This window comes from Nocardiopsis sp. NPDC050513 (genome assembly GCF_044457925.1).
Taxonomy (GTDB): Bacteria; Actinomycetota; Actinomycetes; order Streptosporangiales; family Streptosporangiaceae; genus Nocardiopsis.
This window is the reverse complement of sequence record NZ_JBITHK010000005.1, coordinates 230,755-253,894: the sequence shown is the minus strand read 5'-3', so window position 1 is coordinate 253,894 and position 23,140 is coordinate 230,755. Positions and strand designations below refer to the sequence as shown.

Genomic DNA, 23,140 nt, shown 5'->3' with positions numbered 1-23,140 from the left:
CCGCCCCCGCGGGAACGCGTCAGCGGCGATCCGACCGCCGGGTGGGCGACGCGCGGGGAGGGTTCCGTGCCCCGGCTCAGCCGGTGGCGGGGCGGGGGGCGAGGAGGCGCTCCGCCGCGTCGGCCGCCAGCCGCGCCGCGTCCCCGGGGATGCCCCGGCCGCTCCCCACGTGGCGGCGGACCAGGGCCAGGGGCAGTTCCACCACGGCCAGGGCGACCCGCTCCACCGCGCGGTCCTCCGGCTCGCCGGGCTCGCGCAGCCCCCGCGCCACCGCGGTGAGGAGCTCCCCGACCTCGGCGTTGGCCGAGCCCAGGCGCGCGCGGTCGGTCCCGGGCCACGCCGCCTCGTCGAAGTCGGCGGACCGGTACAGCAGGATGCGGGCCAGGTCCGGGTGGGACCCGCTCCACTCCAGCACGTACCGGGCGGTGTCCACCGCGGCGGTCAGGGGGTGCGGCGCGGACAGCGCGGCGCGGCACCCGTCCTGGAAGGACTCCAGGGCGTGCAGCCACACGGCGGCCAGGAGGGCGGGTCGGTTGGGGAAGCGGTGGTACAGCGATCCGCTGGGCGCTCCCGCGGCGCGCGCCACCGCCGCCATCGTCACCGCGGCCGGTCCGCCCTCGGCGGCCAGCGCGGCGGCGGCCGTCACCAGGTCGTCGGTACTGAAGCGTGCGGGCCTTCCCATGGTCGGACCCTATGCCCTATCCTTTTTTAGAGAGACCTCTCTAAAAGGAGTGCGCATGGCTGTCCGCAACCTTCACGAACGGCGTCTGCCGGTCGCTCCCGAGCGCGTGGGAGCCCTGATGGACGCGCTGTCCTCGCCGGACGACCCCCTCTGGCCGAGCGACGACTGGCCCGCGATGCGCCTGGACGGCCCGCTGGCCCCCGGAGCGAGGGGCGGTCACGGGCCCGTCCGCTACACGGTGGAGGAGTACGTCCCCGGGCGCCTGGTGCGCTTCCGGTTCGAGGCGCCGCGCGGGTTCGACGGGTTCCACGAGTTCACCGTCCGACCCGACGGTTCCGGAGGGGCGGTGCTGAGCCACCTCCTCACCATGAGCCTCCACGGTCCCGCCCACCTCGCCTGGCCCCTGGCCTTCCGCTGGTTCCACGACGCCCTTCTGGAGGACTGCCTCGACCGGGCCGAGCGCGCACTCACCGGCACCGTCCGCGCCCCGGCCCGCTGGAGCCCGTACGTGCGTCTGCTGCGCGCCCTCGTGTCGCGGAGCCCCGAGACGCGCCCGACCGGCCGGTCGGCACGAACCCGGGAGAGCACCTCTCCTACGCTGAGGACATGAACGACACTCCGGGCAACGGCGCCCCCACTCTCACCGTCCCCGCGCGGTTCAACGGACCGGACGGATCGGGCAACGGCGGCTACACCTCGGGCCTGCTCGCCACCCGCCTCACCGCCGAGGGCGGGCCCGCGGTCACCGTCACCCTCCGCACGCCGCCGCCCCTGGACCGGCCGCTCACCGTGGAGGGCGACCCCGCCACCGGCCTGCGCCTCACCGATCCCGAACGCGCCGACAAGGCGCATCTCGTGGCCGAGGCCCAGACCGCCGAACTCCCCGACCGCCCCGCCGTCCCCGGCGGCCCGGTGACCCCCGCCGAAGCCCAGGACGCCGAGAACCGCTACCCCGGCCTGGCCGAACACCCCTTCCCCCGCTGCTACAGCTGCGGCACCGCCCGCCCCGAGGGCGACGGCCTCCGTCTCTTCGCCGGATCCGTGCGCCCGGCCACCGGCCCCGACGGCCAGGGCAACACCGTCGCCTGCACCTGGACCCCGACCGCCGACCTCGGCGACGACTCCGGCGCCGTCACCCTGCCCCAGACCTGGGCGGCCCTCGACTGCCCCGGCGGGTGGTCCAGCGACGTCGTCGGCCGCCCCAGCGTCCTCGGCCGCTTCACCGCCCGCGTCGACCGCGCGCCGCGCGTGGGGCGCACGTACGTGGTGATGGGGTACCTGGAATCCGTCGACGGCCGCAAGACGCACACCGGCAGCGCCGTCTACGACGCCGGCGGCGAACTCCTCGCCCAAGCCCACGCGACCTGGATCGCGATCCGTACCTGATCTCCGCTTCACCAGCCGAAGCGCTACGGTGAACCCTTGTGGCGATCGACTTCACGCGGCGCACCGCCGTGACCAACACGACCGACGCCTCCGACACCCCCGAGTCGGAGGCGCCCACCCGTGGACGCGGCCGAGGCGGCCGGGGACGGGGCGGACGCGACCCCGAACGGCGCCGCGCCATCCTCGACGCCGCCGACCGCGTGATCCAGCGCGACGGCCCCGACGCCCCCATGCTCGCCATCGCCGCCGAGGCCGGGATCAGCAAGCCGATCCTCTACCGCCACTTCGGGGACAAGGGCGGCCTCTACCGGGCCCTCGCCCAGCGCCACGTCGACCCGCTCATCGAACGCATCCGCGCCGAGCTGCACGAGCACACCGACCTCGAGGTCCGCGCCCGTGCCACGGTCGGCGCCTACCTGTCGATGATCTCGCAGAACCTCAACCTCTACCGCTTCCTCATGGACCGGGCCACCGCCGAGGACCCCCGGACCCGCGGCGACCTGGGCCTCATGGTCCGCCGCCTGGGGGAGGAGCTCGCCGAGCAGCTGGTCAGCGAGGGCCGCCTCACCGGCCTCGCGCACGCCCAGATCGTCGCGCACGCCGTCGTGGGCATGGTCCAGGCCGCGGGCGAGTGGTGGTTGGAGCACCCCGAGGTCAGCGAGGAGGAGATCACCGACGACCTCACCGGAGCCGTCGTCGGCGCGATCCGGGGCGGTTCCTGAGCCCGTTCGCGCAATCCACTTGACCTGGAGCGCACTCCAGGCCCCATGCTCGTTCCCATGAGGGACTACTTCACACCCGGTGAGGTCGCCGAAAGGTTCGACCTCACACTCGACACCCTCCGCTACTACGAACGGGAGGGACTGCTGCGGCGGGTCGACCGCGCCCCCAGCGGTCACCGGCGCTACCGTGCCGACGACGTCGAACTCCTCGGCCTGATCCGCTGCCTGCGCGACACCGACATGCCCATCGCCCGGCTGCGCGAGTTCGCCGAGCTCGTCCAGGCGGGCGACCACACCGTCCACGACCGGCTGGACGTCCTCCAACGCCACCAGGACCGGCTGGACCAGCGCATCGCCGAGCTGCGCGCCAACCAGGCCGCCATCCAGCACAAGATCGACTACTACGTCGGCGTCCTCGCCGACCACGCCCCCCGACCGGTCGAGGAGACCTCCTGATGCGCCACACCACCATCGGCGACCGCCGCGTGAGCGCCCTGTGCCTGGGCGCGATGAAGTTCGGCAGCCAGACCGACGACGCCACCGCCTCCGCCCTGCTCGACCGGTTCGTCGAGGCCGGCGGGACCTTCGTGGACACCTCGAACAACTACCAGTTCTGGGTCGAGGGCTTCGAGGGCCACGAGAGCGAGACCTTCCTCGGGCGCTGGCGCCGTGAGCGCGGAGTCACCGACGAGGTGTTCGTCGCGACCAAGCTCGGCGCCATGCCGACCGTCCCCGGCACCGGCCTGGAGACGGCGGAGGGCCTGTCCGCCAAGGCCGTCGCCGCCTCCGCCGAACGCAGCCGCGAGCGCCTGGGCGTGGACCGGCTCGACGCCCTGTACGCGCACATCGAGGACCGGTCGGTGCCCATGGAGGAGACCATGGGCGCCTTCGCCGACCTCGTCGCCGGGGGCGCCGTCGGCGAACTCGGCCTGAGCAACCACCGCACCTGGCGTCTGGAGCGGGCCCGCGCCGTCGCCGAGTCCCGCGACTGGCCCCGCCCCCGGCTGCTCCAGTACCGGTACAGCTACCTCCAGCCCCGCCTGGACGTGCCGCTGACCGCGGCCGGCCACGTCCACGCCACCCCGGAACTGCTGGACTTCGTCCGTGCCGAGGCGGCCGAGGGGCGACCGTACACGCTGGTGGCCTACACGACCCTGCTGTGGGGCGCCTACACCCGCCCGGACAGGGAGCTCGAACGCGCCTACGACCACCCTGGGACGGCCGCCCGCACGGCCGTGCTCGGCGAGGTGGCCGCGGAGACCGGCGCCACGCGCAACCAGGTCGTCCTCGCCTGGCTCATGGACAGCGATCCGGCGGTCGTGCCCCTGGTCGGCGTGAGCACCCTGGCCCAGCTCGACGAGGCGATCGAGGCCACCGACCTGACCCTGACCAGGGACCAGTGGGAGCGCCTCGCCAACGCCGACCAGGGAGAACGGCACGGCACCGCGCAATAGGGCGAACAGGCTGTTTTCACCGACGGGTGACGGGATACCTTCCGTAGAGGCGGCGGGCGGCCGCGCCGCCTCGGTCCGCGCACCCGTGGGAGGGGCGAGTTGCCCGACGACACCTACCACCAGATCCACTTCGCCTGGGCCGAACCGACCCTCCTCGGCAGGATCGGTCCGGGCCCGGCCGCCTCGTCCTTCGCCGAGGACGATCAGCCCGCGTTGCGTTCGTGGCGCGACCGGCTGCTCCCGGCGCTCACCGCCGACTTCCGCGCGGCGCTGCCGGACATGGACCCCGCCGACCACCCCGAGACCCTCTGGGCCCGCGCCTACCCCGACGGGCGGGCCGCCCTCGTCTACCGGTGGCCCGGCGAGGTCCGCGACGCGCACGCCTGGGCGATCGTCGGTCCGGCACACGGACTGACGTTCCCCCGGGTGCTGTCGCTGCACGAGAACCCGCACACCAGGCCCGCCGCCACCCGCCCGCCCAGACCCGGGTGGACGACCATGGACGCCCTGCCGACCCCCGAGCCCTGGGATCGCACCGCCGCACCCGGGGCCGTGCGCACCCGCGACCGCCACGCCGCGGAGGCCGCCGTCTCCGGCGAACCGGTCCTCATCGGCGCCGTGGCCGCCGCGCTCGCCCGCCCCGACCTGCCGGTCCACATCGCCCTGGACCCCCGGCGCGCCGACCTGTGGCAGGCGGTCCAACTCCGCTTCCTGTGGGGTGTGCACCGCATCCTGCGCGACGTGCTCACCCCGCCCAGGGCCATCCCCGCCGCCGGGTGGAGCTGGTCCTTCTCCACCTACGACCCGGTCCTGGGCACGGGCGACGGCCAGCACGTGGCGTTCGGCCCGCCCACCGGCGGCGCCGGGTCGCCCTTCCTCCACCCGCCCGCACCCGAGTACCTCGCGGTGGCCGAGTCCCTCGTGACGATGCTGCGCGACGAGGGCGGCGACGTGCTCGCCGACCACCTGCGCGAACGCGGCGTGCCGGACGCGCCCACCTTCGCCGACCGCCGCGACCTGCTGTGCGACTGGCTCGACCCGAAGGCGCGAGCCCTGCCCGCGGAGCCGGGGCCGACGGACGACGCGGATCGTCCGGGACCGACGGACGGGCTGGTCCGGGGGGACTTCGCAGGGCCCTCAGCGGCGACCGGGACCGACGACGACCTCCCGGACCTGGACGACGTGCCCGAACCCGAATGGCTGCCCCCCGAGTACGAACCACCGGCCGATCTCCGTCTCGCGGACCCCCCGGAGTCCGGCGCCCGGTGGGAACCCGCCGACCCCGTGGAGTCCGCCAACATCCCCGAACCCGCCGACTCCGCACAACCCTTCGACCCCGCGGAACCCGCAGACCTCCCGGAACCCCTCGATCTGCCGGACCTCCCCGAGGTGGAGGCGCCGGAGATCGACGACCTGGCCGAACCGGCGTCCCCGCCGCTCTGGCCGCTGGCCGACCGGGAACCGCGTGCGACCACCTCCGCCCCCGAGGAGGCCCCGCCCCTGGGCCTGGCCCCCGACTACGCCACCGAGACCGCGCTGGACCCGGACGAGGTCGCCGTCGACGCGGACCCCGGCGACAACTGGCCGACCCAGTACGCCGACCTCCCTCTGGCCCGCCTGGAACGCTGGCACACCCGGCGCGGTCCCGAGGCCGCCCGCGTGGACGTCGTCGACGCGCGCGCCGCCGTCCGGGCCGAACGCGCCGAGCTCCAGAGGGTCCGCGGGGAACGCGACCGCTACCACGCCGAGGTACAGGACCTGCGCCGGGACGTCGCCCGCCTGGACCGGTCCTGGCTCGACACCGACCGGGACGAGCCCGCCGCCGAGCCGCCCAGACGTCGGCGCACGTGGGTGCCGGTCCTCCTGCTGGTGGTCGCGCTGGTCGTCGGTCTGGAGGCGGGCGCGCGCTCGGGCGTGGGCGTGGTCGATCTGCTCGCCCTCGTGTGGGGGCTGCTCCCGTTCGGCTGAGCGCCGATCGTCGCGGTGAGGTGCACCGCGGGGGGTTGGACGGAAACCATGCGCGCTCCGGGTCACCGAAGGGGGGTTGCGTCGACTGGTTCTCGGGTCCACTGGGGGTTGGGTGTGGTGTTTTCCTGCTCCGGTCACCGGTGGGGGTGTGGCTCGTCCGGAGGGCGTGTTCGCGGAGCGAATTCGTTCCGGAGGGCGAGGTCCCTCACCTAGGGTCACCCCGGACGGTCCACAGATATGCAGAAGGCGGTCACCGCCTGGGGGCGTGATTCCGAAGTGATGACACCCCCGGCCCCAGGAGCGGGGGGTGGACGGTTCAGGGAACACCGGCCCCAAGCCCCACACAGGTCCACACACCGGTCACCGCAGGGGGCTGGGGACACCCGACCACCCGGGTCACCGCAGGGGGTTCGCGGGCACACGCCTGGCCCGCTGAGCCACAGGGGGGTGGGGAAACCCTCCCCGCTGGCTCACTCGCAGGGGGTTGGGGAACCCTTCCCCATTCGCCCAGCCACAGGGGGACGCCCACAACCGGGAGCGTGACGTTCCGCCGCGGGGTCGTCCACCGTTCGCCGCGGGGTCGTCCACCGCGAAGGTGGGACCCCGGCTCGGACACGGAAGACCCGCTGTCCGCCATACGGGCCCTCAGACCCCGGACGCGTCCCGCAGGTCTGCCATAAGGACCTCGGCCACCCTCTCCTCGTGTACGGCGACACCGCGTGAGGCGATGGCCTCAGCCAGCTCCGCGTCCCATGGGACCGGGGTGACGCGGCCAGGGGGAGGACCCCCGTCGGCGCGGTCGAGCGCCGCCAGGTAGTCGCCGGTGCCCATCCGCCAGGGAAGCGCCCCGGTCCGGGCCATGACGTGCGCGGCGATCCGCAGACCCTCCCCATCGAAGTCTCCGTGGTAGCGCAGGACGGTCCCCACCCCTCGCCCTCCACCGCCGTCGGCGGACGGCTCCCGGTCACCGTGCCCTCCTTCGGCCAGCCGCCGCAGGAGCGTGACGGCCGCGCTGCCCGGCCACCCGGACACGCACACCAGCGGTGGACAGGCCGCACCGAGCCGCCGCTGAGCGAGAGCCAGGATCGAGGGGTTCTCCACCACATGCACCACGGGAGCGGGTTGGACCAGCTCCTCCGCCGCGGACAACTGGTCCAGGGTCACCGGGGTGGCCCGACCCGCGTTCGCCCACACCCGCAGGGCGGTCGCCAAAGGGCCGTCCCCCTCCGGGCGCAGCCCCAGGACCAGGACGGACGTGGAATGGGCGTCGCAGTCGACCCCGAACGCACCCCACAGGGCCCGCCGGTCCTGCGCGTTGGCGGGCGCCGGGGCGTCGCGCAGCACCGCCAACGCCCTCAGCACCAACCCCGGCAGCGCTTTCGTTCCGTCCAACGCGTGCGGGTCCCCGGTCGTGTCGGCGGCCAGCGCTGGGAGCGGGCGCCCGTCCGCCAGCGGTAGAGCCGCCAGGATGTCCAGGGCGTGCTCCAGCCGCCGCCGGAGCGCGGCCGTTCCCGCCCGGGGCACGCCGTCCGCGCGCAGCTGGTCGACCCAGCGCAGCAGTGCGGGCTGGTCGGCGATCACCGCGTGTCCCGCCAACCACGACCACAGCCGCTCGCGATCGTCCGCGGCGAGCACCCGAGCGCCGGCACGGTCGTCGATCGGACCGACGACCGCCTCCACGACCGTGCGGGCGTCCAGGTCCATCGGCGCCAGGGCCGCGTCCAGCCGGTCCAGACGCACGGTCGCGCGTGAACCGGGATAGGCCGCCAACCCCAGGAGGTCGGCGAGCGCCTCCCGGGCCGCCTCGTCCAGATCCCGCACGGTGACCGAACGGACCGCCGTGCCCGAGGACAACCGGTGGTGCACCTCCCGCCACAACGGGAGCAGAGCTTCCTCGCCCAGATGGGCGGGCACCTCGGTGCCGCTCACCCGACCGCCTCCCCCTCGAGCTCCTCTTCCTCGGAACTCTCCGCCCCGGTCCCCTCCGTCTCGGACTCCTCCAGCGCGGTCCCCGTCCACACCCACCGCGCGGTGGTCACCGCGTCGTCCTCCTCGTCCGGCTCGGCGGGGATGAGCTGGTGGATGGCGATGCCGTCGAGTTCGGCGTAGGTGCACCACTCGTGGTCGCTGGTCAGGACCAGGTCCAGGCCCAGGTCGACCAGCAGGGCGAAGATCTGGCCCCGGTTCGCGGTGTCCACGCCGACGAACACCTCGTCCAGGAGGATGAAGCGGGGCGCACCGGGATCGGTCGCGTAGTGGGCGGCCACCGCCGCGAACAGCGGCAGATGCAGCGCGATCGCCTTCTCCCCGCCCGACAGCTGCCCGTGGGCGCGCCGCGTCAGCGGCTTCCAGCCCGCACCGTCGTCCTTGTCCAGCTCGACGACGAACCGGTGCCAGGACGTGTAGTCCAGGACCTGGCTCAGGTGCTCCTCCCAGCTGGCCGCCGAGTCCTCCGACCGCGCGTCGTCGATCCGCTCCCGGAAGAACACGTGGAGCACATCGCGTTCGGCGTCGCTGAGCTGCCGAGGGTCGCGAACCAGCAGGTCACGTGCGTTCTGGGTGCCGGTCGGGGCGTCCGGAGCCACCTCCCACCTCAGCCGGACGGCGATCCGCGAGGCGGTGCGCACCCGGGCCAGCCGCTCGTTCATCGACGCCACGAGTCCGGTGGCCCTGCGCAACCGGTCGGCCAGGTGCCGCCGCGTGTCACCGGTCAGCACCCGGTCGAACAGCGCCCGCTCCTCCTCCGTGAGGTCGGACGAGCGCACCCGCTGTTCCTCGGCCAGCCTGGCGTGCAGGCCGCGCGCACCCACCCGGACTCCGTCCAGGAGCGCACTGACCTGCTGGACCTCGCCGTCGGGCAGCAGTTCCAGATAGGTGCGCCTGGCGAGGACGTCGCGGGCTCCGTGCACGGCCTCGGCGACCCTGGCACGGGCGGCGCTGATCCGCTCGGGGGCGTGGTCGGCCTTGTCCGAGGTGGCCGCCACCGTACGGGCCGCCTCCAGGGTGCCGCGCACCGTCGGCTCGTCGGGCAGGCTCACCGCCAGCCCCGAGTCCTCGTGCAGCGGAGTCCCCCACAGCGCGCGGAACCGGTCGGCGGCGGTGTCGCGCGCGGCGACGGCCTCCGTGCTCCTGTCCCGCAGGGTGCGGACCTCGCCCAGCAGCTCGCCGTGCTCGTGTTGCAGGGCGAGTTGCCGGGCACGCACGCCGGTCAGTTCCCGGCGCGTGTCGGTCAACCGCCGCTCGCACGCGGTGACCCGTTCCTGGACCCGCCGGTGCTCGACGCCCACCGTGGCGTCCAGCGCGGCCAGGCGGGACGTCAGACCCCTCCTGGTCGCCTCGGCCTCGTCCGCCGCCCGCTCAGCACGTGCCGCCTCCTCCCGCGTCCGTCCGGAGAGTTCCTGGACGCGGCGCAGCTCGTGCTCCGTCCCGAACTGGGACGCCTGCCCGTCGAGCCAGGTCTCCACGGCCTTGCCCAGCGACCTCAGCGCGGCACGGGACCCGTCCAGGGCATCCCGGTCGGCGGGCAGCCGGTGCCGGGCCGCGATTGCGTTCAGGTCCTGTTCGGCGGCGGACAACCGGGGCTCGTGGTCGGCCAGCCGACGCCGCCGCCGGTCGAGGCCGCCGCGGCGGTCCGCGATCCGCTCCTGCGCCGAACGCACATCCTGAGCCGACGCGCGCGTCCCGGTGTCGGCGGGCATCGCGGCCGTCTCCGCGTCGAGCCGTCGACGCCGTCCGTCCAGGACCTCCCGTTCCGCTTCGGCCTCGGCGCACTCGCGGTCGAGCGCCTCCCGCCGCTCGGTGAGCTCCGCGATGGCGCGTGCCCGGGCCCGCTCCCTGGCCAGGGAGCCGATGTGCGCGGGCTCGGCCTTGGACCAGTGCCCGTGCAGGGGACCCAACCGCCAGCGCCCGTCCGCGCCGACCCGGACCGGCGGTTCCGAATGGCGGTCGGAGGTCGCCGGGGAGTGCGCCGAGCCCGCTCCCCGGGAACGGTCGTCCAGCGAACCCGCGGTCGTGGAACGGGCGCTCGCCGGGCCCGCCGCCGCGGCGCGGGTGTCCGCCGAGCCCGAGTTCCCGGCACGGGCCTCCGACGACTCCGGGGCCGTGTAGGCGATCCCGGCCAGCAGCGACCGGACGCGGTCGGCGGGCACGGGGGCGTCCTCCTCGACGGTGAGGACGTCCAGGAGACTGGGGCCGGGCACCGGTCGGGCGATCGCGGCGCTCACGGTGTCCCTGAGCACGGCCCCCCTCAGCCCCGTGTCCCTGAGCCCGGCTCCCCTGAGCCCGGCTCCCCCGAGAAGGGTGTCGCCCACCACGTCGGCGGGCACGGTTCCGTCGGGCATCACCCAGGCGTCCAACAGCCCGGACGCCTCCAACGCCGCCTCCACACCGGCCTGCGCGTTCGCGGGAACCCCGTCGGCGAAGGCCACGAGCCGCCACAGCGGAGCGCCCGGGCGTCCCGACCGGTCGGCCGCCCGGGTTCGGGGAGCCGGGGGCGCGACCTCGTCCGCCGACTCCAGCTCCCTGATCCGTCCGGCGATCTCCGCGCGCACCGTCCCCGCTCGCTCGGCGCGCTGCACCGCGGCCTCCCGGAGGGCCGCGAGGGTCTCGCCGGCGCGCTGCCGTGCCGTGGCGACCAACGTGCGCGGACCGGCGCCGCTGTCCGGGGCGATCGAGCCGACCAGCTCCTCCGGAGCGTCCACGGGCAGTTCCACGCACCCGCGCGCCCAGACGGTCAGGGCTTCGGCGAACTCCTCCAGGGCGTCCCGGTGGGCGCGCGCGGCGCGTTCGCCCAACTGTTCGGCCTCGACGAGTTCCTCGGCCAGCTCACCCAGGTCCGTCTCCAGCTCCTCCCGGCGCCTGAGCCGCTCGTGGTACACACTCAGTGCCGCGAGCACCTCGTCGATCTGGAATCCCCGGTGCTCGACGGCGGCGCGCAACAGGTCGCGGACCCGGCCCACCGCCTCCGGACCCTCCGCGTCCAGTGCCTCGGCTCCCTCCCGGAGCAGACCCGCGGTGTCGGCCCGCTCGGCGGCCCGTACGGCGTCCGCGCGCGCGGTGCCCACGGCCCGCCGCCCTCGCGCCGCGACCTCCGACAGGGATCGCGTCTCCTCCGCCAGCCGGGCCGCCGCCTCCACGTGCCGTGTCGCCTCGGCCGCACGCGCGACGGCCTCCTCCCCGGCCGCGTCGACGCGCTCGCGGAGGTGTTCGATCCCCGCGCCCGCCTGGTAGGCCGCGCTGTCCTTGAGCCCTTGGAGCTCGGCGGACACGGTCTCGTACGTCTCGTTCAGCTCCTCCTCCCGCGCCCCCGACCGGGCGAGCTGTTCCTGAGCCTGCTCGGCCCGGCGGTCGGCCTCGCCCGCCTCACGGGCGCACCGGTCCATGTCGGTGGTCGCCGAGATGAGACCCGCCGCCGCGCCGCGCACTACCCGGGCGGCGTAGACGCGTTGGCGGTCGGCGAGGGCCTTGGCCGCGCGGACCTCCCCGTCCAGCTTCCGCAGCTCCTCGCGATGGCGGTCCAGCCGCTCGAAGCCGCCCGCGATGTCGGCGAGCTCGCCGCGGCCCAACGGCGGAAGGGCGCTGGAGAGCAGGGACGACAGCAGGCCGGGGTCGAGGCGTTCGGACAGCTTCGGAGTGCGCAGTTGGAGCAGCGCGGTGATCAGCGAGTCGTACCGGGCCTGGTCCAGGCGGGGATAGAGCAGTGAACGGACGGCGGAGCGGTACTCCTCCGGTCCCGGGTACACCGTCCCGGCACCCGTCTCCTCGACCGCCTCCTTGAGCTGCTTGACGGTCAGGGGCTGCTGTTCCGGGGTGAGCAGGGACAGGGTGTCGTCCACCCGCGCGGCGCAGGTGAAGTACGTCGCCCGGACGGAGGAGACGTCGCGGGTGGCCTGCAGACGCGCGCCCAGGGTCAGGTGGCCGGTCCCGTCGGGTCCGGGGCGTTCGAACTCCAGCCACACGTACCCCACCCGGGTCGCGCCCGGGTAGCCGTGCCCGATCATGTTCCAGTGCATGACCCGTTCACTGCCGCCGAAGGTCGAAAGCCGGTTCGGGCGCAGGCTCGCGTCCAACAGGAACGGCAGGAGCAGTTCCAGCGCTTTGGACTTCCCGGTGCCGTTGCGTCCGCGCAGCAACAACCTCCCGCGGTGGAAGGCCAGCGTCTCACGGTAGTACCGCCACACGTTGAGGATGCCCGCACGGCTGGGCCGCCAACGGCCCGCCCCGTGCTCGGTGAGGGATACGGTCATGCTCTCCTTCCGAAGGCGTCGCGGTCGACGGCGTAGCGATGGGCGGCGGGAAGCGGGCGGTAGGACACCGCGCCGGACGGTTCAGGGGGTTCGGCGCGGGCCAGCCCGTGGCCGACCAACACCTCCACGGCGGACTCGGCCAGACGCGCGGCACCGCCCTCGGAACGGAAACTCCGCGCCCAGGACGGGTTGCGCTCCAGCAATCCCTCCACCTCGTGGGCCAGCCCGGTCAGGGGCACCGGCCCGGCCGCGGCGAGCAGGACGTCGAGCAGCAGCAGGGCCGTCTGCTTCACGTGCCCCTCGCCGGGGAAGCGGTCGTCGGTGGCGATCGCGTCGGCGTCGACCAGCAGGTAGCCCTCCGCCCTCTCCTCCAGCCGGAACCCCGCCTCCTCGGCCGCGCGGCGCAGCAGACCCCTCCCCGTCAGCGTCGCCGCGTACTCGGCCTCGGCCGGGCTCAGGTCCGCCGTGTGGACGACCGGGTCGTCGAGCAGACGGCGCATCAGCCCGTGCCTGGCCCTGAGCAGACGCTGGTTGTGGGTGGGTCCCGAGCCGTCCCCGGAACCGGTCGGCTCCCCGTCCTCCGAGGGCCCGTAGCGCTCCTCCGCCAGCAGCGCCGACAGGTCGGGGCGCGCACCGCCCAGTCGCGACGGCGGTACCGGCGCGCTGAGCAGCCGGGCCAGCCGCGCGGTGTCGGCCCGGTAGAGCACCAGCGCGTCGGACCCCGCCAGGTAGGACTCGGTGGCGCCGTCCACCGCCGTGATCGCCCCGTACCGCTCCAGAAGCAGCAGAGCGTCCACCAGGGCGGCACGCTCGGCGCGGCGGGAGGAGTCGAAGTCGGCGATGTACTCCTCGGCGGCGCACGTGTGCGCCACCCGTTGGGCGAGCAGGCCGACGGTGGTCCGGTTGAGGACCGTCAGCTCCGCGGCGGCCAGGAAGAACAGTGTGTACCGACGCCGGTCGAACGGGGCGCCCGAGCCACGCGCGCGCAGCGCCGGGCGGGGCGCCGCCAGGTGGCCGCCGTCCTCCCGCACCTTGGCCAGCCGTGCGTATCCGTGCCGCGGTTCCACGGTCAGCGCCCAGCCGCAGAAGTAGTCGAACCAGGACGTCAGTTCGGTGCGCCTGCGACGGACCACGGTGAACGCCGCCTCGTCCATCTCGCGCGTCAGCAGGGGATGGGCGAGCATGGTGCGGATGCCCAGGGCCATCTCGTCCCTGGCCTGCGTCACCCTGCGGTTGGCGTGCCTGGCCGGACCCCTCACGCGTACCGCTCCCCGGTGCTCCCCGGCGCGCCGATCGACACGACGTGGTCGGGTCCGGTGAACACCCCGCGCGGCGTGCGCAGCCGTGCCGTGCGCCCGTCGGGCGGGGGCGACAGGACGATCTCCACGCGTCCGTCCGAGGTCAGGGCCCTGCGCGTGCCGTCGGCCAGGACGGGTTCGGACAGCGCCTGACCGAGCAGCGACAACAGGTGCTCGAAGAGCCCGTGCTCCAGTTCCCCGAACGCGGACAGCCGTGTCGGGCCGTCCGTGGCCAGCAGCCGCCGCGCCCGTTCGGCCTCCGCCCGCTGCGCCAGGGCCCGCTCCCGCCTGCGCCGGGCGGTGGCGGCCACGTCGCGGACCCTCGCCGTGCGCGCGACGCGCCCGGACCTGCCCGACGACCGCAGGGTCGGCGAGACCGGCACCGACCCGGCCTCCGCCCACGGGCTGCCCGGCGCGACCAGTTCGCCGTCCGCGTGACCCAGGACCGCGTGCCGGGCGGGCGACAGCCCGGTCAGGGCCGACCACAGACGCGGCAGATCCTCCTCCCGGGCGGCCCCGGCGCACCAGCGCGCCGCTGTGCGCAGGTCCTCCGCCGTGCTGGAGGCACGCCGCCGCGACTCGGTGATCCGCTCCAGCGCCTCCAGGAGGGCGCCGATCGCCCGCCGGGCCACCTCGTGCAGCCTCCGCACGCCCTCCTGTCCCTCGTCGGAGGGGGCGAACCACAACCGCAGCCCCGACCACCGGGCGCGCCTGCTCTCCCACCAGTCGGCCCGCACCTGATCGGTCGCGCTCGGCGGCAGGTTCGCCCCAGTCAGGGCCCGTTCCAGCAATCGGGGCACCCCGCGCTCCTCCACCCGGGCCAGCGCGTCGGCGATGGTGCGGGCGCGCTCCTCCAGGTGGTCGACGAACGCGTCGAGGTAGCCGACCGTGGCCTTCTTGACCTCGTGGAAGGTCTCCATGTCGGCGCCGTCGGCGCGCAGCAGCCGCTGGAGTTCGTTGTTGAACCGCTTGGTGTTGTCGCGCAGCGAGTCCAGATGCCCTTCCAGCTCCTGGAGGGTGGTGAAGACCCGGCTGTCCTCGCCCGGGTCGTCGTCCTTCATCAGCGCGTCGAGCGCGTCGAGCCGGTCGGCGACCGCGTCCAGTACAGCCGTCTGGAGGGCGCCGCTCTCCTTCAGCCGCGCGAGCACCACGCGTACCCCGGCGAACTCGGCCTCGCCGCGCACGGTGAGCGTGTACTGGACGTTCTTGCGCTCGAACTCCGCCGCCGTGGCGTAGGCCGCCGTGTAGCTCTGGGAGGCCTCCAGCAGATCCAGCCCCTCCAGGTGGCGCAGCGCCGACTCCACCTCGCCCTCCTCCACCGGCTCGGTGAAACCGGTGCCGGGCAGGCGGGCGTGCACCTCCTCCACCAGCAGCGCGGTCTCCAGGCGCTCGTTGGCGTCGTTGAACACGTGCAGGATCGCGAAGTACAGATCGCGGCGGCCGCCGGCGGTGAAGTCGAAGATCCGGGCGGGGAGCCGCTCGAAACCGTGCACCCGGCACCCCTCTCAGCATCGACGGACCACGCCGGTAACCACCGTACCGGCGCCGGGTTAGGAACCTTTCCCCTCACGGATCGGCCGAATGAGGCCACGCCACCCTCCGCGGATCGGGACAATGGGGGAGTGCGTGTCATCGAGGCCTTCTGGGAAGCGAACCGGCTCAGGGTGTGGGGTGTGGACTCCGAACTGTCCGCCACGACCACCTCACGCAAGCGCGTCCGGCCCCACCCCTACGCCCTGGGCCACGCGGAGCTCACCGAGGTGGTCGGTCCCGTTCCGCCGGGCTCCGTGCCCCCCGAACCGGACACGGCGGTCCTGCGCCTTCCCGGGATTCCCCGGCACCCGCTACCGCCGCCGGAGTTCCCGGCCATGGGCGGGGTACCGCGCCACCGGCCCGACCAGGTCGGGATCCGTCCCTGGCTCGTGTCCACCCTCGACCTGGCCGGACCCGACGCCCTGGCCCTGCTGCGCCGTGCCGACGCGCACCGAGCGAGCAGGTCGCTGCCCCACCTGGCGGTGCTGCTGGCGGCCGCCGAGGCCCTGGTCGACGCCCGTCGGATCATTCCGGGGCTGGTGGAGGAGACGGTCATCTCCAGCGACGGCGCGTTCTCCATGGTGGCGCCCCGTGCCCGTTGGCGGCCCCTGCTGGATCCGGCGGCCACGGCCTGGCTGCGCGCCCACGTCCAGGCGCTGCCGCCTCCGGCGCGCGCCCACCACGTCCCCGACCTGGGACCGGCCGAGGCGGGCGCCGACGCGATGGCCGACACTCTGGCGGCCCTGTGCGCCCTCGTCGACCTGGTCGCCCGCGAACGCCTGGCCCACCACACTGTCGACTCGCCGGGCCTTCCTCGTATCCAGCACCGGTGGCTCGACGCGCTCACCGCCGAGGACGGCGAACTGCGCCACGCCGGGCCGCTGCCGGGGCGTGAGGCCGTCCAGCTCGTCGACGACCTGGGGGAGTGGTTCGCCGCCGCCCATCGTTTCGCCGGGGCGATCCGGCTCACCTTCCGCCTCGTCGAACCCGCCCCCGAACCCGTCGTCGAGGTGGAGGAGGACCCCGACGCGGACACGGACGGGTCCGCGCACGAGGAGGCGGGGGCGGAGATCGCAGTCGGGCTGTACGTCCCCACCGACCGGCCCTGGCGGATGCAGATCTGGGTCCAGTCCGTCGAGGAGCCCTCCCTCATGGTGCCGCTCGACCGCCTCCGGGAGGGCGAGGGCGCCGACTGGCTGCCCCGCGATCCCGCGGAGCCCGTCGCCCGGGCCCTGACCCAGGCGGTGCGGGCCTGTCCGCCGCTGCTCCGAGCCCTGTCCGACGACCTCCCGGGCTCCCTGGAACTGACCCCGGGCGAAGCCTGCGACGTTCTGGCGCGGCATGCCACCGCCCTCGGCGAGGCCGGGTTCGGCGTGCTCCTGCCGCCCTGGGTCGGCGACGTCGGGGTCGGCACCAGACTCACCCTCTCCGAACACGGTCGGCACCGCTCGGAGAACGGCACCGGGATCGGTCAGACCCTGGTGGACTTCGACTACCGCGCCGCCGTCGGCGACGTCGACCTGAGCCCCGCCGAACTCACCGAGCTGGCCCGCCTCAAACGGCCGCTCGTCCGCCTGCGCGGAGAGTGGGCCCGTCTGGACCCGGAGCGCCTGCGCCGCGCCGCCGCCTACCTGTCGGGGAAGGCGTCCGGGTCCGTCCGGGTGGGTGAGGCCCTGCGCATGGCCCTGGTGCCGGAACCCGGCGCCCCCGACCTGGTCGGTGTCGACGCCGACGGGGATCTGGGCGCCCTGTTGGCCGGACGGGCCGAACAGGTCTTCACCCCCATGACCGAACCACCGGGCCTGGACGCCGAGCTGCGCCCGTACCAGCGGCGCGGCGCCGCGTGGCTGCGCTACCTCGACCGTCTCGGACTGGGCGCGGTCCTGGCCGACGACATGGGCCTGGGCAAGACCGTGCAGCTGCTCGCTCTCCTGGCCGACGAGCGTTCGGACACGGGCGACGGCGCCCGTGATCCGCGACCGGCGCCCACGCTGCTGGTCTGCCCGACCTCGGTGGTCGGCAACTGGCGCAAGGAGGCGGCCCGGTTCACCCCGAAACTACGGGTGCACGTGCACCACGGCACCGGCCGTCCCCGAGGGGATGAGCTGGCGCGGGTGGCGGACGAGGCGGACCTTGTCGTGACCACCTACGGCGTGATGCTGCGCGACGCCGAGGAGCTCTCGGCCCTGACCTGGGCGCGGGTGGTCTGCGACGAGGCCCAGCAGATCAAGAACTCCCGCACCAAGCAGGCCCGGGCGGCGCGCACGATCCCCGCCCCCGCCCGGATCGCCCTCACCGGAACCCCGGTGGAGAACCACCTGGGCGAACTGTGGTCGATCCTGGACTTCGCCAACCCCGGGCTGCTCGGGTCGCGCGAGGCCTTCGAGAAGGGCGTCGCGGCCGACATCGGGCGCGAACTCGCCACCGGCTCGGGGACGACCGCGGCGTCCTCGCTGCGCAGGGTCACCGCCCCGTTCGTCCTGCGCAGGCTCAAGACCGACGCCTCCATCATCTCCGATCTGCCCGCCAAACAGGAGATGCGGACCTGGTGCACGCTCACCCCCGAGCAGGCCTCGCTGTACAAGGCCACCGTCGACGAGATGACCGCGCTCGTCGACGAGGCCACCGGTATCCGGCGCAAGGGCCTGGTCCTGGCCACCATGACCAAGCTCAAGCAGGTGTGCAACCACCCCGCGCACCTGCTCGGGGACGGCTCGCGCCTGTCGGGACGCTCGGGCAAACTCGCCCAGCTGGAGCAGCTGCTCGCCGAGATGGCCGCCGAGGGCGACAAGGCGCTGTGCTTCACCCAGTACACCGAGTTCGGCTCCCGCCTCGCCCCCTATCTCGAAGGCAAACTGGACATGCCCGTCCTGTGGCTGCACGGCGGCACCCCCCGCACGAAGCGCGAGGCGATGGTCGAGCGGTTCCAGAGCGACGACGAACCCATGGTCTTCCTGCTCTCCCTGAAGGCGGCGGGCACCGGACTGAACCTGACCGCCGCCAACCAGGTCGTCCACTTCGACCGCTGGTGGAACCCGGCCGTGGAGGAACAGGCCACCGACCGCGCCTTCCGCATCGGACAGAAACGCAACGTGCAGGTCCGCAAGATGGTCTGCGTGGGCACCCTGGAGGAACGCGTCGACGAGCTGATCGAACACAAGAAGGGCCTGGCCGAGGCGGTCGTGGGCACCGGTGAGGACTGGCTGGGCGACATGAGCGTGGCCGAGCTGCGCGAGGTCGTGCGCCTGGCGCCCGAGGCGGTGGCCTGATGGGCGGCCGGGTCCCTGTCTGCGAGAGCTGGTGGGCGTGCCGCTTCCTCGACGGCGTGGCCGACGGCGATCCGGGCCGGTTGAACCGGGGCCGCGTCTACATGCGGCAGGGAGCGGTCGCCGAGGTCACCGTCGACGCGGACCGGGCCACGGTCAGCGCCGACGTCCGGGGGTCGCGTGCGCGCCCCTACCGGGTCTCCCTCGTCTACCAGACAGTCGAGGACCACCGCTGGGAGCGGATCCTGGACGACCTGTCCGGGGACCCGGACGCCGCCGCCGACCTCCTGGCCGGGGAGATGCCCGACCGGATCGAGGAGCTGTTCGCCCGCCATGGGGTGCGACTCTTCCCCGACTCCGTCGACGACCTCGAGCTCCGCTGCACGTGTCCGGACTGGGGCTACCCCTGCAAACACGTGGCCGCCGTCCTGTTCGCGTTCGCGTCCCTGCTCGACGAGGATCCGCTCCTGCTCCTGGCCTGGCTCGGCCGCACCGAGGAGGAGATCGTCGACGCGCTGGAGGGAGCCGGGGCCGGACCGGTGGGGGAGCTGTCCGTGGAGGTCATCCCGCTGTCCGAGCGCGTGGCCGACTTCTGGGCGGAGAGCGCCCCCGCGCGACTGGCGCCGCCGCGCCCCTTCGACCCGCTCGCGCACTGGGAGGGAGCCACCCCGGGTGTGGCGTCCCGCCTGACCCCCATCTACGAGCGGCTCGGCGGCGCTGACCGGTGTTGACGCGATACGGGTGAGTTCCGGCGAACACCGGGCCACGGCCGACCCCCAGGGCTAGCGTGGTGTCCATGGCTGACGACGCCCTGATGAGTGCCGTGCGTTCCCTGGACCTGCCCGACGGCGTTCTGCGCGACCTGGAGGAGTATCCGGAGGAGACCGGGGAGATCCTTCGGGAGGCCGTGGTGGGACTGTCCTCCCGCGGACGGGACGAGCAGGTCCGCCGCCTGCTGGAGGCGCTACGCGAACACCCGCCCACCCCGGAGGACGGCCAGTACGCCTCGATCGAACTGGTGCACCGGTTGCGGGAGAGCGGGGATGAGCGGGAGGCGGCCGAGGCCGACCGGATCACCACCGACCTGCTCCGGCCCGGGCATCTGGAGGAGGGACCCGCGGGCCTGTTCGCCGAGGACCTTCATAGCTGGGGGAGGTTGGCGGAGGCGCTGCGTTGTCTCAACATCGCCGCGCGCGGCTACCTCGCCCGAACGGTCGAGGACCTGGAGGAACTCGACGCGTTCACGCTCCAACCCCTGATCGCCCGCGCCAACGCGCGTCTGGAGTCCGGATTCCCCCTCGACGACCACGACCGGGTGGCGCTCGAAGCGGCCAGGGAGATGCTGGAGGAGAAGCCGGAGTGGGAGGAGGACGAACCCGACGGGGGTGTGGAGGTGCTCTACTCCCGTGACGTCCTCGACGAGGCCCGCGCCCGGGGGCTGCTCACGGGAGAGAGCGCCGAGCACGGGATCGACGCCTACTACCGCGCCGCCGAAGGGGTGATGCGGGAGGGGACGCGCGAACACCCGGGCACGCCGAGGCGGGTGGTCCTGCACGGCGTCGACGAGATCACGGCGTTCGCCGAACGCCGGGGCCTGGACCCGGCCGACCGAGAGACCCGCCTGGCCTGGGCGCGCACGGACGTCACCCCCGACGACCCGAGGCTGATCCCCTGGCCGCCCGAGCGCAACCGGCCGTGCTGGTGCGGATCGGGCCGCAAGTACAAGAAGTGCTGCGGATCGGCGGCCCGTCGCTGACGGTTCACCACCGCGGGAAGGGCGACTTCCGGCGCGCCGTCCGCGCCGTCCGCGCCGTCCGGGCCGTCCGGGCCATCCGCCAGAAGGCCGGTGTCCGCATGGCTGTGCCTGAACCCGCCACGGTAGCCCCTGCTCACACAGCGGGAACACCCTCGGCCCGAGCGCGGCGGCCCGTGCCTGATGCCGAAACCGGAACCCCGGGTTCCCGCCCTTCCCCGCTTCCCCCGGGTGCCGCCCCGGATCGGCGATCCCGGTAGCCTCGGTGCCGTTCGCCCCATCCCGCACCGAAGGAGAGAGGCTCCCATGTCGGAGGAGCTGTCCGTGCGCGTCGACGGTCACGTCGGCGTTCTGGAGATCCACCGCCCGCCCAACAACCACTTCTCCCTCGACGTGCTCACCGGGCTCGCCGACGCCTCGGAGAAACTGGTCGCCGAGGGGTGCCGCGCTCTCGTCTGGTGCTCGGAGGGCAAGAACTTCTGCGCGGGGATGGACTTCGCGGCGGACGGGGTCGGCCGGAGCCCGGTCCACACGCTCAGTGCCCTCTACGGCCAGGGGCTGCGCCTGTACTCACTGCCGGTCCCGGTGATCGCGGCGGTCCAGGGCGCCGCGGTGGGCGGCGGACTCGGTCTGGCCTGCGCCGCGGACTTCCGGGTGGCCTCGCCCGCCACGCGTTTCCACGCCAACTTCGGGCTGCTCGGCCTGCACCAGGGGTTCGGGCTGAGCGTCTCCCTGCCCCGCATCGTGGGCGGGCAGAAGGCCGCCGAGATGCTCTACACCGCCCGCCGGGTCCCGGGCGACGACGCGCACGCGATCGGTCTGGCCGACCACCTGGTCGAGGACGGACGGGTGCGGGAGGACGCACTGGAGTGGGCGCGTCAGATCGCCGCCCGCGCTCCGCTCGCGGTGCGGTCGATGAAGGCCACCATGCGCGCCGACCTGCTGGCCGCGCTGCCCGCCGCGCTGGAGCGCGAGATCGTCGAACAGACCCGCCTGATGGCCACCGAGGACCACGGGACCGGGGTCGCCGCCTCGCTGGAGCGCAGTACACCGGTGTTCACCGGCCGGTGAGGGTTCCCGCCGGTGGGGGCGGCCGCACCGTCCTCCTCCATCCCCCGCCCCACTTCCAGGGGTCCGAGCCTGGGCAGCCAGGACCCGGAGACGCTCTCGACCGGCCCGCTGCTCTGGACGGTGAGCCGCCGTAGCCTCCGCCAGCAGCGCGGTCTGCGGGTGCCGTCGGCGATGCTGAACACGTCCAGGATGGCGAAGCACAGGTCGCGGCGGCCGCGGCTGGCGACGTCGAGGATCCGGTCCGGGGGCCGCTCGAAGCCATGCGTTCCCCGGCTTCTCAGATGCTCTTCGACTGTGCCGAGCAGAGCGCCGGGGAGAAGGAGGACAGGAGCGCGTCGGACCGGCGAAAAGCCGTCAGGACCCACTCCTGGCACGGTTGCCGAGGTGGTGCGGGTGGAAGGCGCCCTTCGGCGCGGGAAGCCCATCGAGCGAGGAACCCACCTGCTCGACCTGTCCGTGCCCTGCTCGCGGGATCTCGCCCTCACCGCTCAGGTGGGTGACCCGGTTGGCGGTACCGGGTGTCACACGCGCTTTGTAGCATGAGTGCCCTTGGTGACGTTTCTCGCTCAAGGCATTGGTGTGCCTTTCCTCCTGATCCGCCTCGTGGCGTCAGGAGCGCATTCGTGGAGGTGACCGCTGTGACCACCGCCTACGTGTACGTGGGGGTCAAAGGCAGCCGCAACCTGGACACCGGTATCCGGAAATCGGTGTGGGGTTGGAAACCGGACGTCATCGTGGGGACGGATTACCACCCGGTGCTCCAGTCCCTCAAGGAGGGAGACCGGCTGTGCCTGGGACACCTCGGGCTCGGCCGTATCCAGGCCTCGGAGGCGCAGAGCAGGACGGTGCCCACACTGGTGGTCGCCCGCCTCACCGGCGGCCTCTACCAGGACGCGGAGAAGGTGTGGGACGACGAGGACGGAAAGACCTCCTACCCCTACCGGGTGCCCCTGGAGATCGAGGAGACCCGGTACGACGTCACCAGCGACGACATCGGCCCCGAGGGCATCGAGGCCCTGCGCATGTCCGCCATCAGGAACGGGACGCCCGAGCTTCCCGGGAGCAGGGAGTCCGTCATGGAGCGGGTGCTGGAGGAGGTGCTCGAGGAGTACGGCGGCGAACCGCTCGACGAGGAGGACCCCGAGGACAGCGCGAACCTCGACCTACCCTCCGCTCTGGACGTTCCCTCCTACACGCTCGCCCGACGGGAACAGAAGATCGTGCGGGCGAGGAAACTCGACGGGAGGACGGAGGTCCCCTGCGACCTGTGCCAGTTGCTGCTCCCCAAACGGCTGGTGCACACGGCCCACATCAAGCGCCGCAGCAGGAGCCTCCACCACGAGCGCAGGGATCTGAACAACGTCATGTTCGCCTGTGTGCTCGGCTGCGATTCCCTCTTCGAACACGGATACGTGTACGTGGCCTCCGACGGATCGATCCGTCCGTCGGACGCGGTCCGGGCCTCCGCGGACCTGTCGACCGCCGTCGGCCGGGTCGGAACGCGATGCTTGGCCTACAGCGACGCCAGTGCCCCGTACTTCGCCTGGCACCGCGAGAACATCGCCAACGTGAAAGGGCGCTGAGCCGCCCCAGGCCATGGCGGGCCCTCAACGTCCGACGAGGTCCGCCATGACCTCGCCGAGGCCTTCTCCTGCCTCCTGTGCCCGGCAGATGCCCTGCGCGTGGATCTGGAGCGCGTCCCGCGGGAGAAGGCCGACGTTGCCGGCGTTGATTCCGAGGGCTATCCGGTGGAGATGTCCCG

At 73.7% G+C, this 23,140-nt stretch carries 17 protein-coding genes; 11 read left to right on the top strand and 6 right to left on the bottom strand.

Annotated elements, in window-relative coordinates; genetic code table 11:
• Window positions 1–76: 76 nt before the first annotated feature.
• Window positions 77–682: a TetR/AcrR family transcriptional regulator gene (locus ACIBFB_RS11365; protein WP_397228860.1), complete on the bottom strand. Its 606-nt coding sequence runs from the start codon at window positions 680–682 to the stop codon at window positions 77–79.
• A gap of 55 nt (window positions 683–737) precedes the next feature.
• Here ACIBFB_RS11365 and ACIBFB_RS11360 point away from each other — a divergent pair, with 55 nt between their 5' ends.
• The 6 genes from ACIBFB_RS11360 to ACIBFB_RS11335 all read left to right on the top strand — a co-directional run bounded on the left by ACIBFB_RS11360 (window position 738) and on the right by ACIBFB_RS11335 (window position 6,212).
• Window positions 738–1,292, top strand: a complete 555-nt coding sequence (locus tag ACIBFB_RS11360; protein WP_397228858.1) for an SRPBCC family protein — start codon at window positions 738–740, stop codon at window positions 1,290–1,292.
• Entirely contained in the window at window positions 1,289–2,068 is a 780-nt protein-coding gene (locus ACIBFB_RS11355) for a hypothetical protein (protein WP_397228856.1), read from the top strand. Before ACIBFB_RS11360 ends, ACIBFB_RS11355 begins: the two co-directional genes overlap by 4 nt.
• A gap of 38 nt (window positions 2,069–2,106) precedes the next feature.
• On the top strand, window positions 2,107–2,790 hold the full coding sequence (locus ACIBFB_RS11350; protein ID WP_397228854.1) for a TetR/AcrR family transcriptional regulator: 684 nt from the start codon (window positions 2,107–2,109) through the stop codon (window positions 2,788–2,790).
• Window positions 2,791–2,847: 57 nt separating this feature from the next.
• Complete coding sequence (locus ACIBFB_RS11345; RefSeq protein ID WP_397228852.1) at window positions 2,848–3,246, top strand: MerR family transcriptional regulator; 399 nt, start codon at window positions 2,848–2,850, stop codon at window positions 3,244–3,246.
• Complete coding sequence (locus ACIBFB_RS11340) at window positions 3,246–4,244, top strand: aldo/keto reductase (protein WP_397228850.1); 999 nt, start codon at window positions 3,246–3,248, stop codon at window positions 4,242–4,244. Before ACIBFB_RS11345 ends, ACIBFB_RS11340 begins: the two co-directional genes overlap by 1 nt.
• Window positions 4,245–4,343: 99 nt before the next feature.
• On the top strand, window positions 4,344–6,212 hold the full coding sequence (locus ACIBFB_RS11335) for a hypothetical protein (protein WP_397228848.1): 1,869 nt from the start codon (window positions 4,344–4,346) through the stop codon (window positions 6,210–6,212).
• Window positions 6,213–6,857: 645 nt separating this feature from the next.
• Here the strand turns inward: ACIBFB_RS11335 and ACIBFB_RS11330 are convergent.
• From ACIBFB_RS11330 to ACIBFB_RS11315, 4 genes are read right to left on the bottom strand one after another with little or no spacing between them, the layout of a single operon-like run.
• On the bottom strand, window positions 6,858–8,141 hold the full coding sequence (locus ACIBFB_RS11330) for a TIGR02679 domain-containing protein (RefSeq protein ID WP_397228846.1): 1,284 nt from the start codon (window positions 8,139–8,141) through the stop codon (window positions 6,858–6,860).
• Window positions 8,138–12,457 (bottom strand): TIGR02680 family protein, encoded by a 4,320-nt coding sequence (locus ACIBFB_RS11325; RefSeq protein ID WP_397228844.1) that lies wholly within the window; start codon window positions 12,455–12,457, stop codon window positions 8,138–8,140. Before ACIBFB_RS11325 ends, ACIBFB_RS11330 begins: the two co-directional genes overlap by 4 nt.
• Window positions 12,454–13,716: a TIGR02678 family protein gene (locus ACIBFB_RS11320; RefSeq protein ID WP_397228842.1), complete on the bottom strand. Its 1,263-nt coding sequence runs from the start codon at window positions 13,714–13,716 to the stop codon at window positions 12,454–12,456. Before ACIBFB_RS11320 ends, ACIBFB_RS11325 begins: the two co-directional genes overlap by 4 nt.
• Window positions 13,713–15,248: a TIGR02677 family protein gene (locus tag ACIBFB_RS11315; protein WP_397228840.1), complete on the bottom strand. Its 1,536-nt coding sequence runs from the start codon at window positions 15,246–15,248 to the stop codon at window positions 13,713–13,715. The genes ACIBFB_RS11320 and ACIBFB_RS11315 overlap by 4 nt, the downstream gene beginning before the upstream one ends.
• Before the next feature lie 129 nt (window positions 15,249–15,377).
• Between ACIBFB_RS11315 and ACIBFB_RS11310 the strand changes: the two genes are divergently transcribed.
• The 4 genes from ACIBFB_RS11310 (at window position 15,378) to ACIBFB_RS11295 (ending at window position 21,378) form a co-directional block, all read left to right on the top strand.
• A complete protein-coding gene (locus tag ACIBFB_RS11310) occupies window positions 15,378–18,557 on the top strand; it encodes an SNF2-related protein (RefSeq protein ID WP_397228838.1) in 3,180 nt (1,059 codons plus the stop codon).
• Window positions 18,557–19,285: an SWIM zinc finger family protein gene (locus ACIBFB_RS11305; protein ID WP_397228836.1), complete on the top strand. Its 729-nt coding sequence runs from the start codon at window positions 18,557–18,559 to the stop codon at window positions 19,283–19,285. The genes ACIBFB_RS11310 and ACIBFB_RS11305 overlap by 1 nt, the downstream gene beginning before the upstream one ends.
• 65 nt (window positions 19,286–19,350) lie before the next feature.
• Window positions 19,351–20,310: an SEC-C domain-containing protein gene (locus tag ACIBFB_RS11300; protein ID WP_397228834.1), complete on the top strand. Its 960-nt coding sequence runs from the start codon at window positions 19,351–19,353 to the stop codon at window positions 20,308–20,310.
• Between the two features lie 303 nt (window positions 20,311–20,613).
• On the top strand, window positions 20,614–21,378 hold the full coding sequence (locus ACIBFB_RS11295) for an enoyl-CoA hydratase/isomerase family protein (RefSeq protein ID WP_397228832.1): 765 nt from the start codon (window positions 20,614–20,616) through the stop codon (window positions 21,376–21,378).
• Window positions 21,379–21,732: 354 nt separating this feature from the next.
• On the opposite strand, the gene ACIBFB_RS11290 is transcribed toward ACIBFB_RS11295, so the two are convergent.
• Entirely contained in the window at window positions 21,733–21,903 is a 171-nt protein-coding gene (locus ACIBFB_RS11290; protein WP_397228830.1) for a hypothetical protein, read from the bottom strand.
• A 98-nt stretch (window positions 21,904–22,001) separates the two neighbouring features.
• Here ACIBFB_RS11290 and ACIBFB_RS11285 point away from each other — a divergent pair, with 98 nt between their 5' ends.
• Complete coding sequence (locus ACIBFB_RS11285; RefSeq protein WP_397228828.1) at window positions 22,002–22,961, top strand: hypothetical protein; 960 nt, start codon at window positions 22,002–22,004, stop codon at window positions 22,959–22,961.
• Window positions 22,962–23,140: the final 179 nt, after the last annotated feature.

What these genes read in the sequence shown, in the direction of transcription:
- ACIBFB_RS11305 (WP_397228836.1), top strand. Translation starts at nt 18,557, where the DNA reads ATGGGCGGCCGGGTCCCTGTCTGCGAGAGCTGGTGGGCGTGCCGCTTC.
- ACIBFB_RS11325 (WP_397228844.1), bottom strand. Translation starts at nt 12,457, where the DNA reads ATGACCGTATCCCTCACCGAGCACGGGGCGGGCCGTTGGCGGCCCAGC.
- ACIBFB_RS11300 (WP_397228834.1), top strand. Translation starts at nt 19,351, where the DNA reads ATGGCTGACGACGCCCTGATGAGTGCCGTGCGTTCCCTGGACCTGCCC.
- ACIBFB_RS11360 (WP_397228858.1), top strand. Translation starts at nt 738, where the DNA reads ATGGCTGTCCGCAACCTTCACGAACGGCGTCTGCCGGTCGCTCCCGAG.
- ACIBFB_RS11365 (WP_397228860.1), bottom strand. Translation starts at nt 682, where the DNA reads ATGGGAAGGCCCGCACGCTTCAGTACCGACGACCTGGTGACGGCCGCC.
- ACIBFB_RS11355 (WP_397228856.1), top strand. Translation starts at nt 1,289, where the DNA reads ATGAACGACACTCCGGGCAACGGCGCCCCCACTCTCACCGTCCCCGCG.
- ACIBFB_RS11340 (WP_397228850.1), top strand. Translation starts at nt 3,246, where the DNA reads ATGCGCCACACCACCATCGGCGACCGCCGCGTGAGCGCCCTGTGCCTG.
- ACIBFB_RS11295 (WP_397228832.1), top strand. Translation starts at nt 20,614, where the DNA reads ATGTCGGAGGAGCTGTCCGTGCGCGTCGACGGTCACGTCGGCGTTCTG.
- ACIBFB_RS11345 (WP_397228852.1), top strand. Translation starts at nt 2,848, where the DNA reads ATGAGGGACTACTTCACACCCGGTGAGGTCGCCGAAAGGTTCGACCTC.